Origin of the sequence: Streptomyces flaveolus, assembly GCF_000716535.1 — a bacterium.
Lineage (GTDB): Bacteria > Actinomycetota > Actinomycetes > Streptomycetales > Streptomycetaceae > Streptomyces > Streptomyces flaveolus_A.
Window position 1 is genome coordinate 234182 of the sequence record NZ_JNWV01000020.1, and the last position, 14117, is coordinate 248298.

Consider the following 14117-nt stretch of genomic DNA (forward strand, 5'->3'; position numbering starts at 1 on the left):
GTACGCCGACGGTTTCCCGGGGCACGGTCGCACACCACGACGTCACGGCGCGCGGTCGCACACCGACGGGAGCCAGGTCAGGCCCCGGGTGGCGCTGAGGGTGTCCAGGGAGTGCAGGAGCTCGTCCAGGTGCCCGGGGTGGGCGAGGAATTCGATCGCCGCCTCAGCGAACGCGTCCCGTACCGCGGGCGGCATCGCGTCGGAGGCGTCGAAGCAGTGCACGGCCCGCCGGTCGCGGAGGGTGAGTGCCAGGGAGCGGCGCCAGTCCGGGTCGGTGTCGTCGGCGGGCGGGACGCCGGCGTGGACGGAGAACCCCGACTGCTGGGCGCTCCAGGCGCGTTGGGCGTCGGCGGAGGCCAGGTACCGGATCAGTTTCTCGGCCGGCGGGGTGGCGTGCAGCAGGGCGACCAGGTCCCCGGAGACCTCCCACGCGCGGTTGGCGGGGGCGCCGGAGAGGAGCTGGGCGGAGGGCTGGTAGCGGCCGTCGACGTCCTTCCAGGCGTGCTGGCGGCCCCGGATGAACGACGCCTGGTGCTCCAGCGTGCAGCCCCGCGGGCTCGCGGTGACCGGTCGCGACGCCGCGTCGTACGGGGTCTGAAGGGCGCGCCGGACGAGGTGCGGGTCGCCTCCCGCACCGACCAGGTCGCCCCAGGTGGTCCAGGCCGTCTCGACCTGCTTCGACGCCCAGGGCAGTTCGCCGCGCGCCCACTGCTCGTAGACGCCGGGACCGTACCGTTGCAGCAGGATGTCCTCGATCCAGTCGGTGCCGGGCCAGCCGCTGGTGGCGCCGGAGCCCATGCCGACGCACCACGCGGCCGGCCGGTGCACCGCCTGCTTCCGCTCCTGCTCCCCCACTCCGGCCGGGTACCAGACGATGCTCTTCAGGTCGGCCTTGAGCGGGAACCAGTACACGTGCCCGTCCGCCAGCGGCATGGCCCAGGACGTGCCGAAGTCTGCCTGGGACACCAGGTCTTCCAGCGGCAGCAGGTGCTTCTGCCGGGCGTACTCGGCGAGTTCGCCGGGGCCGGTGAGCACCACGACGTCGGGCGGCGTCCCGGCCTCGACGTCGGCGCCGAGCACCTGGCTCTCGGCGTTGCTGCCCTGGTAGTCGACGTGGATGTGGTGCTTCCGCTCGAACGGTTCGATGACCGCCTTCCGGAAGTTCTCCTCGTCCTCGCCGGTCCAGTTGGCCAGCAGGGTGACGGTCGGCTCCTGCCCGAGGGCGCGTACGCCCACCACGACGGCCGCCGCCAGCACGACCAGGCAGCTCGCCACCACCGTGACGATGCGGACCAGGCGGCGGGAGGGGCGGAACCGGGTGCCGGGGGCGGCCGTCGCGGAGCCGCCGGGGTGCGCGTTCACCGGGGCCTGAACCGGTAGTCGTCGATGTGCCGCCGCAGGCCCGTCTCGGCCAGTGCCATCAGCAGGACGCCTCCTATCAGGATCCACACCGCCGCCGACGCGCGGAAGCCGGTGTGCGCCAGGTACGAGGCGGTGTCCCGCCCCGCGTCGGGTATGAGCCGCCCGGGCAGCGGGCTGTCGAGCAGGTGCCGGGTGTCCGCCATCCCCGCTTGGGTCCATACGGTGAACAGCACGGCGGTGCCGACACCGGCCGCCGAGAGAGCCAGGGCGGCGAGGAGTTGGCGGTTGTACCGGCGCCGGAAGCGGCGGCGGAGGAAGAGCTGGGTCTCCAGCAGCGCGGCGCCCAGGGCGAGGGCCAGCAGCAGGGTGACGGTCCAGGCGAGCCACAGCAGCGGGCCGAACGAGGTCTGCCGGTGCACGGCCGCCCGCTGTTGCCGTTGCAGTGCCCGCAGCCGGTCCTGTATGCCCGAGCCCTTCTCCGTCAGGACGCTGGTGGCATACCTGCGGTACGCCTCGCGCAACAGGCTGCCGTCGGGCTGGAGCTGGGACCTCTGGACCTTGTCCGCGTAGACCGTGATCAGCCCGGCGATCGTCTGCAGGGTCTGCCGGCCCGCCGGTCCGCCCACGTCGTCGGCCGCCGCGGCGGCCGACAGGCTCTGCACGGCGACCGAGATCTGCTTCTGGAAGTCGCTGGTCGGGGCGGGCGCGCCGGCGTCCCGCTGGGCCTCGCCGAGGGCGTACAGGGCGGTGTCCAGGGAGAGGACGGCGGGGGCGCTGGAGGTGCGCAGCGGGTTCGCGTCGCCGTGCACACCCTGGTACGACACGAACAGCGACAGCGCGAGCAGGGCCGACAGGGCCAGCAGCAGGCGGTGCCGGACGGCGAGGTCATGGGCGGTCGTGCTGCCGCCGTCCGCCGGGCGCGGCCCGGCACCCGGGAGCCGGGCCCGCAGGCGGGCGAGGCGGCGCGACGCCCTGCCGGGGACGCGACGGTCGGCGGGGCGCGCCCGTGCGGGGCGTGGGGTGGACGGGGCTGTCGGCTGCGCGCCGGTCGCGGAACCGGGCGTCGTCCCCCTGCCGGTGGTCATGCGGGCGCCCCTCTCAGCGGCCGGCCGCACTTGCCGCCGCAGTAGACGGAGTCGGCCGGACCGAGCCACTTGCACCCCGGACACTCGATGAGGCCGTCGGGACGGACGGGCAGGGACGCGACGGCGGACCCCGGCGGGGTGACTCCGAGCGGGGTGGCGGATTCCGGCGGGGTGCCGGAGCCCTGCGGGGTGGCGGCCGCGTTCCGCGCGGCGGCAGGCCCCTCCCCCGGGCCCGCCGCCGGCTGTTCCGGTGGCGTCGTCAGGGCGCTGGAGAGGATCAGGTGCTGCCAGTCGACGTCCTTGAGGCCGGTCCGGACCCGGCCGGTGCCCGGTGCGGCCTCGATCAGCCGGAGCGCGCCGAGCAGTTGGGCGTCGCCCAGTTCGGCGGCCAGCGCGAGCGCGCGGGTGAGTTCCCGGTCCGCGGTGTCCCGGCCGTCCGTGCCGCGCAGCCAGGCCCGGTAGGCACCGGCGACGGCGGCGCTCGCCTGCTGGTACAGCTCGTGCCGGCGGACCCCGGGATGCTGCCCGGAGGCGTCCAGCGGGTTGTCGGTCCAGCGCACCAGGACGGGCTGCGGCGCGGGCAGCCGTACCGGCCGGCCGAAGTCGGGTACGGCGATCTCCACGGCGGCGAGCTGGAGGTCCTCGCCGGTCTCGCGGCCGGTCGGGTCGGCGGTCAGGACGACCTGGAAGTGCCGTACCTCGTCGCCCCAGGCCCGGGTGACGTACTCCGCGCCGCGCCCGCCGGAGCCGGCCGGGACGGGCGGCAGTTCCTGTTCGCTCGGCACCACCTGCTTGACCTGCCGGATCACCGTGCCCGGGGTGGGGGTGAGCCGGATGCGCAGCTCGGGTACCGCCGTGCCGAGCAGTCCCGCCACCAGCTCCTCGTAGGCGGCGGTCAGTTCGGACTCGGCGCGGACGGCCCGGGCGCGGCCGTGCAGCCGCCGGGTGATGCGCAGCAGCAGTTCGGCGTCCCAGTCGTCGCCGATGCCCCAGGCGTCGCAGACGAACCGGCCCTCGCAGGCGTCGAGCGCGGTCTCCAGGGGCATGGCGGCCCGGTGGTCGTGCTCGTTGCGCCCGTCGGTGAGCAGCAGGACGTGTTTCACCGGGGCGGGGTGGTCCTTGAGCAGCCACCGGGCGAGGTCGAGCCAGGTCCCGATGGCGGTGCCGCCGTCCGCGTCCAGGATCCGTACGGCGCGTTCGGCGGCCTCGCGTTCGCCGGGACCGGCGACGGCGAGCACCCCGCTGCCGGCTCCGGGGTGGACGAGGGTGGCGTCGAACCGTCCGGAGAGCACGGCGAACGCGGTGCCGTCGGGCAGCATCCGGACCGCCGCGACGGTGGCGTCCTTGGCCGCGTGCAGCTTGGCGGCGGGGTGGAGCATCGAGCGGGAGGTGTCGACGATCAGCACCTCGGCGAGCGCGGGCCCGGTGCCGGGCACGGGCGCGCCGGAATGTCCCGGGCGGCCCTGGCTCCTGACCCCGATCTCCAGGATGGCGTGCATCTCCGGGTCCGGGTGCCGCCCGGCGGGGTCCGGCGCGACCGGCAGTTCCTTCTGCTGGCCGACCGCGAGCGTCACCTCGGTCTCCTCGGCCACGGTCATCGCTGCCTCTTCCCAAGTGGTCCGAAAGGTCGTTTCCTCCGGGCGTCGTGCTTCCGGAGGGCCGTGCGGGGTCAGAACGTGGTCATCGGCCGGACCGCGTGGGCCAGGTCGAGGAGCCGGCCGTGTTCGCCGGCGGTGCGGGCCTGGGCGGCCAGTTGCCGGAAGGAGTGCTCCAGCAGGGTGCGCAGGCTGTCCTCGTCCCCGGGTCCGAGGAGGTCCCCGGCGGGGAAGTCCGGTCCCCAGCCCTGGGCGGGCCGGCCGTGCAGGGCGTTCTCGCGGACCTCCGCCACCAGCCGGGCCCGGGACTCCCCGGCCGTCGCGCCGCCGTCCAGGCGCAGTACGGGCAGCCGCCGGACCGCGTCCCGCAGACCGGCCGGGGTGGGCGGGTCGCCGTGCAGGATGCCGGCGCGGACGCGGACGGCCGCGATGCGGGCGGCGTCGTAGTGCCGGGAGGTGGCGGGCACCTCGTCGAGGACGTGGACGGCGGCGTCCCGGTCGCCGCCGGCCAGGTGGCCGCGGGCCAGGCCGAACGCGGCGGCGGTGTGCGCGGAGTCCCGTTTCCAGACGGCTTCGTAGTACCGCATGGCCCGCGCGGGGCGCCCGCCGTCCGTGGACCGGGAGCCGGTGTGTTCGGCGCAGTAGGCGAGGGCGAGCTTGGGCACGTACTCGCCGGGCAGGGCCCGGTAGACGGCGTCGAAGCGGGCGCCGGCCGGCTCCACCTCGCCCTTGCTGAGGTGCAGCACGCCGTGGTGCCAGGCGATGCGCCAGTCATGGGCGGCGGCGCGTTCGCCGAGCTGGGTCTCGGCCTCGGCGAGCCAGCTCTCCGCCGCCCGCTGCTCGCCCTTCCTGAGGTAGGCGCGGCACAGCCACAGCGCGGTCTCGGGGGTGCCGAGGCGGGATTCGCGGGGCCACTGCCGGGCGACCCGGTCGGGGGCGTCGGGCGGGAAGGTGTCCAGGAGCAGGGCGGCGCCGTCGTCGGGGTCGGGCAGCGGCTCGGGCAGGGCGCCGGCCACCTCCGCGGCGGCGGGCGGGGAGACGTCCAGGCCGGCGGGCCGCTCGCCGGGGCGGGTGGTCCAGTGGTCCAGGGCGGGGATGGCGCCGAGTCCGGCGTCGAGGCTGGCGCCGGTCGCGCGGAACCGGGTGGAGCTCTCCGGCAGTTGCTCGCCGAACTGGAGCGAGCGGAACTCGCGGAGGACCTCCCAGAGTTGGCGGGACATCTCGGCGGCGGAGCGGAACCGGGCGCGGGGTTCGGCGTGGGTGGCGCGGGCGATGAGGCGGCGGAAGGAGTCGGGGGCGAGGCCGCGGGCGGGTTCGGTGTCGCGGGCCAGGGCCTGGAGGGTCATGCCGACGGTGTAGAGGTCGCTGTCGACGTGCCAGCCGCGCCGGTCGATCTCCTCCTGGGGCGGGGCGAAGCCGGCCGTGTGGACGTAGGCGGAGGTGCGGTCGCCGATGGCGCGGACGGCGCCGAGGTCGATGACCTTGATCGCCCGTCCGAAGTGGATGACGTTGGCGGGCTTCATGTCGCAGTAGAGCAGGCCGCGTTCGTGCATGTACTGGAGGGCGCCGAGGATCTTGCAGCCGTAGGTGAGGACGTGGTCGAGCCGGGGGCGGCCGTGGAAGATCCGCTCGACGTCGTCGGCGTCGAAGAGCTGTTGCAGGGAGCGTCCGCCGATGTAGTCCATGACCAGGTAGCCGGTGGGTGAGCGGCCGGGGGCCCGGTCCTCGGCGTAGGTGATGATGCGGACGATGTCGGGGTGGTGCAGGTCGGTCAGGGAACGGCGCTCCTCGACGGCGGTGCGGCGGGCGAGGGCGTCGTGGACGTTGATCTGGCCCTTGAGGACGACCCGGTGGCCGTCGGCCCGGGTGTCCTCGGCGAGGTACACCCAGCCGAGGCCGCCGTGGGCGAGGCAGCCGAGGACCTCGTAGTGGTCGGCGACGACGTCGCCCCTGGTGAGCTGCGGCCGGAAGGAGTAGGGCGTGCCGCAGCGGGGGCAGCGGCCGGTGTCGCGGGCGGGCTGGCCGCCGTAGCCGATGCCGATGGTCATGGTGCAGCCGTTCGCGCCGCAGCGGCGGCCCCCGGCGGGCGGTCGCGGGTCCTCGACGAGGACGTCGTCGGGGACGGGGACGTCGGGCAGGACGACCAGTCCGTGCTGGTCGAGTTCGCCGATGCCGGCGACGGCGTGCACGGCCGCCGGACCGGGGGGCTCGGGCCCCTCGGCGGAGCCGGCCGGGGGCCGGGCCGGGGGTGCGGTGCGCGGTTCGGCGTGCCGGTGGCCGCAGGTGTCGCAGTAGCCGGTGGCCATGATGCGGCCCGCGCAGCCGGGCCGGATGCACGAGGTCACGGGGCGCCCTCCTCACCGGGTGCGGCGGCGGAGCAGAAGCCGACGAACCGCTCGACGGCGGCCTCGGCCCGCTCGATGTCGCAGGGGGTCTGCCGCAGCAGCGAGACGGCCTGTTCGTAGAGCCGGTAGGCCGCCATGACCCGGTCGCCCTGCGCGGCGGCCCGCTGCCGGCACAGCGGCCACTCGGCGCCGACGCGGCCGAGGAGCTCCTCGCGGCGGCGCAGCCGGGCGTCGAGCAGGCCGACGGCCTGCTCCAGGCGCCGCCGGCGGCGGCCGACGGCGTCCTCGAAGGTGAACAGCCGTCCGGCGCGCGCGGGTCCGCGTTCCTGGTCGGGGGCGTGGTCGATCCAGGCGCGCAGCATCCGGCTGCGCCGGACGCCGGCCTCGGCCCGGTCGATGAGCTGCCGGGTGCCGGGCGGGGGCAGTACGCGGTCCCGGCGGGCGTCGAGCGCCGGCCCGAACTCGTCGGTGATCCGGTCGAGTTCGGTGCGCAGGCGGGCCCAGCGCTCGCGCAGCGGCCGGTGCACGAGGAACTCCGCGGCCTGCTCCACCCGTTCGCCGGGGCCGCGGAACGCCAGCAGCAGCCGCGCGCCCTGCCGGGCGAGCCGGTCCAGCAGGCCGAGCAGGGCGTCGGGTTCGGCGGCCTCGTCGACGGCGACCAGGACGGCGGCGAGCGGGAGGCGCAGGGTGCCGAGCCGTTCGGGCCGGGGGTCGTCGCGGATGCCGAGGCGTTCGGCGATCCGGTCCATGACCTCCGCGGCCGTGAGTCCCTTGACGTCCAGGGCGAGGTCGTGGGCGCCGGCGGGGGGCACGGTCTCGGGCGGGTCGTGGCTGACGGCGCTGGTGTTGCGGTGGGTGCGCAGTTCGCGGTCGGCGAGGGTGACGGCCCGTTGCAGGGTCCAGGCGCGGTCGCCGCGTGCGGGGACGACGGTGACGAGCACCGGCCAGCCCTCGCCGCGGAACCAGGAGGCGAGTTCCGTGGCGAACGGGACGTCGAGCCGGCCGGTGGCCGCGCCGGTGCGGTTGCGCAGCCGGGGGTCGACGGCCTCGGCGCCGTCGGTCCAGGCGGCGGCCTGCGGCAGATGGCTGAGGATGGTCTCGGTGGGGCTCATGTAGCTGAAGGCGGAGCCCGGCCCCTCGTCCACGCTCAGGACGATGCCGATGACCTGGTCGGTGGCGTGGTCGACGACGCCGCCGCCGCTGAAGCCGTCGTCGGCGAGTTCCTCGGGGGTGAGCGGGCGCAGTTGCACCTGGCTGTCCCGGCCGCGCGCGGCGACCAGGGTGGCGCCGTGCCAGCGGCCGCCGTCGTCGCCGCGCGGAAAGCCGTACATGCTGACGGGTCCGTGGGGGGCGGCGAGCCGGTAGAGCCGCGTGGTGTGCTCGGCCGGCAGGGGTGCGGTCAGGCGCAGCAGGGCCAGGTCGCCGCTGCGGTCGCCGAAGGTGTCCTCGCTCTGGGGCACGTGTTCGTCCGGGCGGACGGTGGCGGCCACGGCGGCCAGGTGGGGGACGCCGACCAGGCGGACGGTGTAGCGGTGCCCGGGGCTGACGACGTGTGCGGCGGTGAGGACCCGTTCGGGGGCGAGCAGCACGCCCGCGCCCAGGACCCGGCCGTCCGGTGTCTCGATGCGCGCGATCCAGGACGGTGTCCGTAAGCGCGATGCGACGACTCGCTCCCCCGTGCGCGTCATGGACCTGAGGTTACTCCGCGTACCACTCCCGGTACTACTGGTGTGCACGGGGTTGTTGCGGAAGCCGGACACCACGATTCGAACGTGGTCTATACACGCGGTGTATAGTCCCGGCATGCCTCTTACCAGCGGGACGAGCCCGACGCCGACGCACGCGACCACCTACGCACCCAGGAAGATGCGCGGGACGGGCCGAAGGTTGCGCGGTTGGGCGCTCGCGTCCGCCGCCGCCTGCCTGACGCTGACCCTGTCCGGCTGCGCCGAGGTCGACACGACCGCCCCGAGCACCGCCCGCGCCGCGGCGGCCCACGGGGCGCCGGCCCGGTTCGGGACCGTCGACTGCCGCGAGGCCAAGTGCATCGCGCTCACCTTCGACGCGGGCCCCAGCGAGAACTCGGCGCGGCTGCTCGACATCCTCAAGGAGAAGAAGGTCCCGGCGACCTTCTTCCTGCTCGGCAAGCGGCACATCGAGAAGTACCCGGAGCTGGTCAAGCGGATGGCGGCGGAGGGCCACGAGGTCGCGAGCCACACCTGGGACCACAAGATCCTCACCCGGATCTCGGACAAGGAGATACGTGAGGAGCTGAACCGGCCCGACGACGCGATCGAGCGGCTCACCGGGCACAAGCCGACGCTGATGCGCCCGCCGCAGGGCCGCACCGACGCCGACGTGCACAGGATCTGCAAGGAGCTGGGGCTGGCGGAGGTGCTGTGGAGCGTCACCGCCAAGGACTACACGACCAACGACTCGGCGCTCATCACCAAGCGGGTCCTCGACCAGTCGTCCCGGGACGGGATCATCCTGCTGCACGACATCTACCCCGGGACCGTGCCGGCCGTGCCCGGCATCATCGACGCGCTCAAGGCACGCGGCTACGTCTTCGTGACGGTCCCCCAGCTGCTGGCCCCCGGCAAGGCCGAGCCGGGCAAGGTGTACCGCCCCTAGGACCCGTCCGCCCGCTCAGAACACCACCGACCAGCCCTCGCGGGAGGCCTGCTCGGCGGTGTAGGAGACGCCGTGGACCTTCAGGCCGGCCGCGTCGAGGAGTGTGATCTCGCCGCCCTGGTTGCCGAGCGGGGTGTCCGCGGTGAGCGGCACGGTGAGGCACTCGCCGGGCGCGAGCGGGGCCGTGGCCGGGACCGGCGAGCCGTGGCCGAGGCGGCTGACGATCCGCCAGCCGGTCGGATCGACGGTGTCCGGCGAGGCGTTGAGGAGGGTCACGGTCTCCGCCTCGGGAGCGGCCCCCTTCGGGTTGACCATCGCCGCGACGATCATCACGGGCTGCGCGCCGGTCGTGGGCCGGGTGCCGTCGACGTCCTCCAGGGTGTGCCCGGTGGTGTCGTCGGTGTGCCAGGACTGGCTCTGGAAGGCCAGGAAGATGCCGACCCAGCGGGACTGCGCGGGGAACCGCAGCAGAAGCCCGCCGTCCTGCCACACGCCGTCGTCGCCCTTGAACCGGCGGCTGTTGCCCTGGTTCATGTGGACGTCGTGCACGCCGTTGCCGGGCAGGAAGCCGAACACCTTGTCCTTGACGGCGGGTTCGGGGCCGAAGCGGGAGCCGAAGACGTACGCCCGCGCCTCCGGGTCCGCCACCGCGCGCTGGACGTAGTGGTCGAGGAGGTCGGCGAGGTCGTTGTCCGGTCCCTCGACGTCCGGCGGGAGCGTGCGCATTCCGGCCGGGTCGAAGAGGTTGCCGCGCACGAAGTCGAGGGTCGGGCCGCCGGGGCCGGCCGGCAGGGTGTTCCAGCCGCCGGGCAGGCCCTCCAGGGCGGCGGTCAGCGGGTGCCGGAAGTCGTCGGCGACCAGGTAGAGCAGTTCGGAAGGGTGCTCCTGGGAGAGCACGTTGACCGCGGCGCGGTAGTGCGTGCCGTGGTCGTCCGTGAGGTGGATCTGGTAGTGCGGTGTCTCCCGCGCGCCCTCACGCCGTGTCTCGACGACACGGGCGATGAGAACGCCGTAGTTCTTCACCGGCATGGCGATCGACTCCCCCGTGAGAACGGGCTGTTGGACCGGCCCGTGACCGGTAGCGCAGAAGCTGGATCCCCGTGGCGCCGCCCCGCGCACCCACTGTTCCAGAATACGACTCCGCACGGACACCTGCTACGCGAGCGGGACGGCGCGGCGGGTGAACGCGCAGGTTACCGGCCTCCCTTGCCTACGATCGTGCCGTGCCCACCTTCTCCTTCGAACGTACGGTCCCGCTCCCGCCCGACGAGGCGTGGCGCCGGCTCACGGACTGGCCGCGCCACGCCGACGCGGTCCCGCTGACCCGGATCAGGGTGCTCACGCCGCCGCCGACCCGCGAGGGCACGCGCTTCGTGGCCCGGTCGGGGCTCGGCCCGCTGGCCTTCGACGACGTGATGGAGGTGACGGTGTGGCGCCCGCCCGCCGACGGGATGCCCGGCCTGTGCCGGCTGGAGAAACGCGGCCGGCTGATCCTCGGCTGGGCGGAGATCGAGGTCCACCCGGGGCCCGGGGGCAGCAGCCGGGTGGTGTGGCGAGAGGACCTGAGCGTCCGCTTCCTCCCCCGGGCCTTCGACGGCCCGCTCACGTCGGCCTCCCGCCTGCTGTTCGGCCGGGCGGCGAACCATCTGCTGACCCGGGGCTGAGCCGGGGGTGGGTGCGTCCGCGCGGCCCTCAGTCCTTGCGGCCCGTCAGGGCAACGGTCACGCCCAGGCCGATCATCGTCAGGCCGCCCGTGCCGCCGACCGCGGACAGGCGGCGGGGGGAGCGGGCGAACCAGTCGCGGGCGGCTGAGGCGGCCAGGCCCCAGACGGCGTCGGAGATCACCGCGATGGCGTTGAAGACCAACCCGAGCAGGAGCATCTGCGCCGGCACGTGACCCTGCTCGCGGTCCACGAACTGCGGCAGCACCGCGGCGAAGAACACCATCGTCTTGGGGTTGGCCACGCCGACCGCGAAGCCCTCCCCCAGGGTGCGCAGGCCGCCGCGCGCCGGGCCGGAGTCCGCGACCGCGGCCCGCAGCGCGCCGCGCTGCCGCCACGCCTTGACCCCGAGGTACACGAGGTACGCGGCGCCCGCGAGCTTCAGCGCGGTGAAGACGAGGACCGAGCGCTCGACGACCGACCCGATGCCGAACGCCACAGCGACGACGAGCAGGTAGGCGCCGAGCGTGTTGCCGACGACGGTGGTCAGCGCCGCGCGGCGGCCGTGCGCCAGCGCCCGTCCGATCACGAACAGCACGCTGGGGCCCGGGACGATGATGAGCAGGAAGGAGAGGACGGCGAAGGCCGCCAGCCGGTCGGGGGACACCATGCCGTCATGCAACACAGGCGCGACGGCGGTCGGCAAACCCTTTTCAGGCCACCGACCCGATCCGCCCCGCCGGCCGTGTCGCCGTGTCGTGGTGGATGGGCGTGTGCGCGCCGGTCAGCGACGCCCCGCTGCCCCCGCGCCGGCCCGCGACGATCTCCGCCGCGATGGACAGCGCCGTCTCCTCCGGCGTGCGGGCGCCGAGGTCCAGGCCGATCGGGGAGCGCAGCCGGGCCAGCTCCAGCTCGGTGACGCCGACCGCGCGCAGCCGCTCGCCGCGGTCGAGGTGGGTACGGCGGGAGCCCATCGCGCCGACGTAGGCGACCGGCAGCCGCAGCGCCAGCTTGAGCAGCGGTACGTCGAACTTGGCGTCGTGGGTGAGGACGCACAGGACGCTGCGGCCGTCGACCTCGGTGCGCTCCAGGTACCTGTGGGGCCACTCGACGACGATCTCGTCGGCCTCGGGGAAACGGGCCCTGGTCGCGAACACCGGCCGGGCGTCGCACACGGTGACGTGATAGCCGAGGAACTTGCCGATCCGGACCAGCGCCGACGCGAAGTCGATCGCGCCGAAGACGATCATCCGGGGTGCGGGGACGGAGGACTCCACCAGGACCGTGAGCGGGGCGCCGCAGCGCGAGCCCTGTTCGCCGATCTCCAGCGTGCCGGTGCGGCCCGCGTCCAGGAAGGCGCCGGCCTCGGCGGCGACCGTGCGGTCCAGCTCGGGGTGGGCGCCGAAGCCGCCGTCGTACGACCCGTCGGGCCGGACCAGCAGGGCCCGGCCGCGCAGCTTTGCGGGGCCCTCGGCGATCCGCGCGACCGCCGCCGCCTCCCCTCGGGCGGCGGCGGCCAGCGCGGCCGCGAACACCGGCCGGGCGGGACCGTCCGCCCTGACCGGTGTGACGAGGATGTCGATGACGCCGCCACAGGTCAGGCCGACGGCGAAGGCATCCTCGTCGCTGTAGCCGAAGCGTTCGAGGACGGTGTGGCCGTCCTCCAGCGCCTGCCGGCACAGCTCGTACACGGCGCCCTCCACGCACCCGCCGGAGACCGAGCCGATCGCCGTGCCGTCGGCGTCCACCGCGAGGGCCGCGCCGGGCTGGCGCGGGGCACTGCCGCCGACGGCCACCACGGTGGCGACGGCGAAGTCACGGCCCTGCTCGACCCACCGGTTCAACTCCTCGGCGATGTCCAGCATCTGTCGGTCTCCTTAAGCGGGTCGGAGGTATCGGGGTGGCTAGTGCACGCCCAGCCAGGCCTCGACGGGATGGAGGGCGAAGTAGACGAGGAAGACGACCGTCAGGCCCCACATGAAGGCGCCGATCTCGCGGGCCTTGCCCTGGGCCGTCTTGATGGCGACGTAGGAGATGACGCCCGCGGCGACACCGGTGGTGATGGTGTACGTGAACGGCATCAGGACGACGGTCAGGAAGACCGGGATCGCGGTCGCGCGGTCGGCCCAGTCCACGTGCCGGGCGTTCATCAGCATCATGGCGCCGATGACGACCAGCGCGGCGGAGGCGACCTCCTGCGGCACGATCGCGGTGACCGGGGTGAAGAACAGGCAGGCCGCGAAGAACAGGCCGGTGACGACGGAGGCGAGACCCGTGCGGGCTCCCTCGCCGACGCCCGTCGCCGACTCGATGAACACGGTCTGGCCGGAGCCGCCCGCCACACCGCCGATCGCGCCGCCGGCGCCGTCGATGAACAGCGCCTTGGACAGGCCCGGCATCCGGCCCTTGTCGTCGGCCAGTCCGGCCTCGGTGCCGACGCCGATGATGGTGGCCATCGCGTCGAAGAAGCCGGCGAGCACCAGGGTGAAGACGATCATGCCGATCGTCATCGCGCCGACCTCGCCCCAGCCGCCGAACTCGACGTTCCCGAAGAGCGAGAAGTCGGGCATCGAGACGGCGCTGCCGTGCAGTTGGGGCGCGCCGTTGGCCCACTGCCCCGCGTCGATGACACCGAGGCCGTTGAGGACGGCGGCGACGACCGTGCCGGAGACGATGCCGATGAGGATGGCGCCGGGAACGTTCCGGGCCTGGAGCATGAAGATCAGCAGCAGGGTGCCGGCGAAGAGCAGCACGGGCCAGCCGGCGAGTTCCCCTGCGGTGCCGAGGGTGAGCGGGGTGGCCTTGCCCTGGTGCACGAAGCCGGCCTTGTAGAAGCCGATGAGCGCGATGAACAGGCCGATGCCCATGGTGATGCCGTGCTTGAGCGCGAGCGGGATCGCGTTCATGATCATTTCACGCAGGCCGGTGACGACCAGCAGCATGATGACCACGCCGTACATCACGCACATGCCCATGGCCTGGGGCCAGGTCATGGCGGGGGCGACCTGCGAGGACAGGACGCCGGAGACGGAGAGGCCGGCGGCGAGGGCGAGCGGTACCTTGCCGACGAGGCCCATCAGCAGCGTGGTGAAAGCCGCCGCGAACGCGGTCGCGGTGATCAGCGCCTTCTGGCCGAGCGTGTCCCCCGCCGCGTCCTTGCCGGACAGGATGAGGGGGTTGAGCAGGAGGATGTAGGCCATCGCCATGAAGGTGGTGATGCCGCCGCGCACCTCACGCGCGACCGTCGATCCTCTTCTGGATATGTGGAAGTACCGGTCGAGCCAGGACCGCCCGGCCGGGACGCGACTGCCTTCGCCGGCGTCCTCGGCTGCGGTCCTGGGCTCCACTGACTGCTGGGTCATGGGCCAACTCCCAAGGTTCATAGGTGCACCCGTGCGGCGCCTTGTCCGGCACGGGATTTGGGATTGGACGACC

The 14117-nt window shown here is 74.1% G+C and carries 11 protein-coding genes; 2 read left to right on the forward strand and 9 right to left on the reverse strand.

The genetic code is table 11. The annotated features are described in order from the left end of the window. Nucleotides 1-42: 42 nt before the first annotated feature. From OO52_RS22710 to OO52_RS22730, 5 genes are all read right to left on the reverse strand, one after another. Nucleotides 43-1362 (reverse strand): ABC transporter substrate-binding protein, encoded by a 1320-nt coding sequence (locus OO52_RS22710; protein ID WP_030645672.1) that lies wholly within the window; start codon nt 1360-1362, stop codon nt 43-45. After that, entirely contained in the window at nt 1359-2447 is a 1089-nt protein-coding gene (locus tag OO52_RS22715; RefSeq protein WP_030645674.1) for a hypothetical protein, read from the reverse strand. The genes OO52_RS22710 and OO52_RS22715 overlap by 4 nt, the downstream gene beginning before the upstream one ends. After that, on the reverse strand, nt 2444-4045 hold the full coding sequence (locus OO52_RS22720) for a VWA domain-containing protein (protein WP_030645676.1): 1602 nt from the start codon (nt 4043-4045) through the stop codon (nt 2444-2446). Before OO52_RS22720 ends, OO52_RS22715 begins: the two co-directional genes overlap by 4 nt. A 71-nt stretch (nt 4046-4116) precedes the next feature. Then, complete coding sequence (locus tag OO52_RS22725) at nt 4117-6387, reverse strand: serine/threonine-protein kinase (protein WP_030645678.1); 2271 nt, start codon at nt 6385-6387, stop codon at nt 4117-4119. Beyond that, nucleotides 6384-8075, reverse strand: a complete 1692-nt coding sequence (locus OO52_RS22730; protein ID WP_030645679.1) for a trypsin-like serine peptidase — start codon at nt 8073-8075, stop codon at nt 6384-6386. Before OO52_RS22730 ends, OO52_RS22725 begins: the two co-directional genes overlap by 4 nt. A gap of 178 nt (nt 8076-8253) precedes the next feature. Between OO52_RS22730 and OO52_RS22735 the strand changes: the two genes are divergently transcribed. After that, on the forward strand, nt 8254-9021 hold the full coding sequence (locus OO52_RS22735; protein WP_030645681.1) for a polysaccharide deacetylase family protein: 768 nt from the start codon (nt 8254-8256) through the stop codon (nt 9019-9021). A 15-nt stretch (nt 9022-9036) separates the two neighbouring features. Here the strand turns inward: OO52_RS22735 and OO52_RS22740 are convergent, their stop codons facing one another. Further along, entirely contained in the window at nt 9037-10050 is a 1014-nt protein-coding gene (locus OO52_RS22740; RefSeq protein ID WP_030645683.1) for a DUF2278 family protein, read from the reverse strand. 194 nt (nt 10051-10244) lie between these two features. On the opposite strand from OO52_RS22740, the gene OO52_RS22745 reads away from it, so the two are divergent. Continuing rightward, nucleotides 10245-10685: an SRPBCC family protein gene (locus OO52_RS22745; RefSeq protein WP_030645685.1), complete on the forward strand. Its 441-nt coding sequence runs from the start codon at nt 10245-10247 to the stop codon at nt 10683-10685. 28 nt (nt 10686-10713) lie between these two features. Here OO52_RS22745 and OO52_RS22750 read toward each other — a convergent pair whose 3' ends face one another. From OO52_RS22750 to OO52_RS22760, 3 genes are read right to left on the reverse strand one after another with little or no spacing between them, the layout of a single operon-like run. Beyond that, nucleotides 10714-11352: a LysE family translocator gene (locus OO52_RS22750; RefSeq protein WP_030645696.1), complete on the reverse strand. Its 639-nt coding sequence runs from the start codon at nt 11350-11352 to the stop codon at nt 10714-10716. A gap of 43 nt (nt 11353-11395) precedes the next feature. Next, a complete protein-coding gene (locus OO52_RS22755; RefSeq protein WP_030645698.1) occupies nt 11396-12547 on the reverse strand; it encodes an XdhC family protein in 1152 nt (383 codons plus the stop codon). A 39-nt stretch (nt 12548-12586) separates the two neighbouring features. Further along, a complete protein-coding gene (locus OO52_RS22760; protein ID WP_030645700.1) occupies nt 12587-14044 on the reverse strand; it encodes an NCS2 family permease in 1458 nt (485 codons plus the stop codon). Nucleotides 14045-14117: the final 73 nt, after the last annotated feature.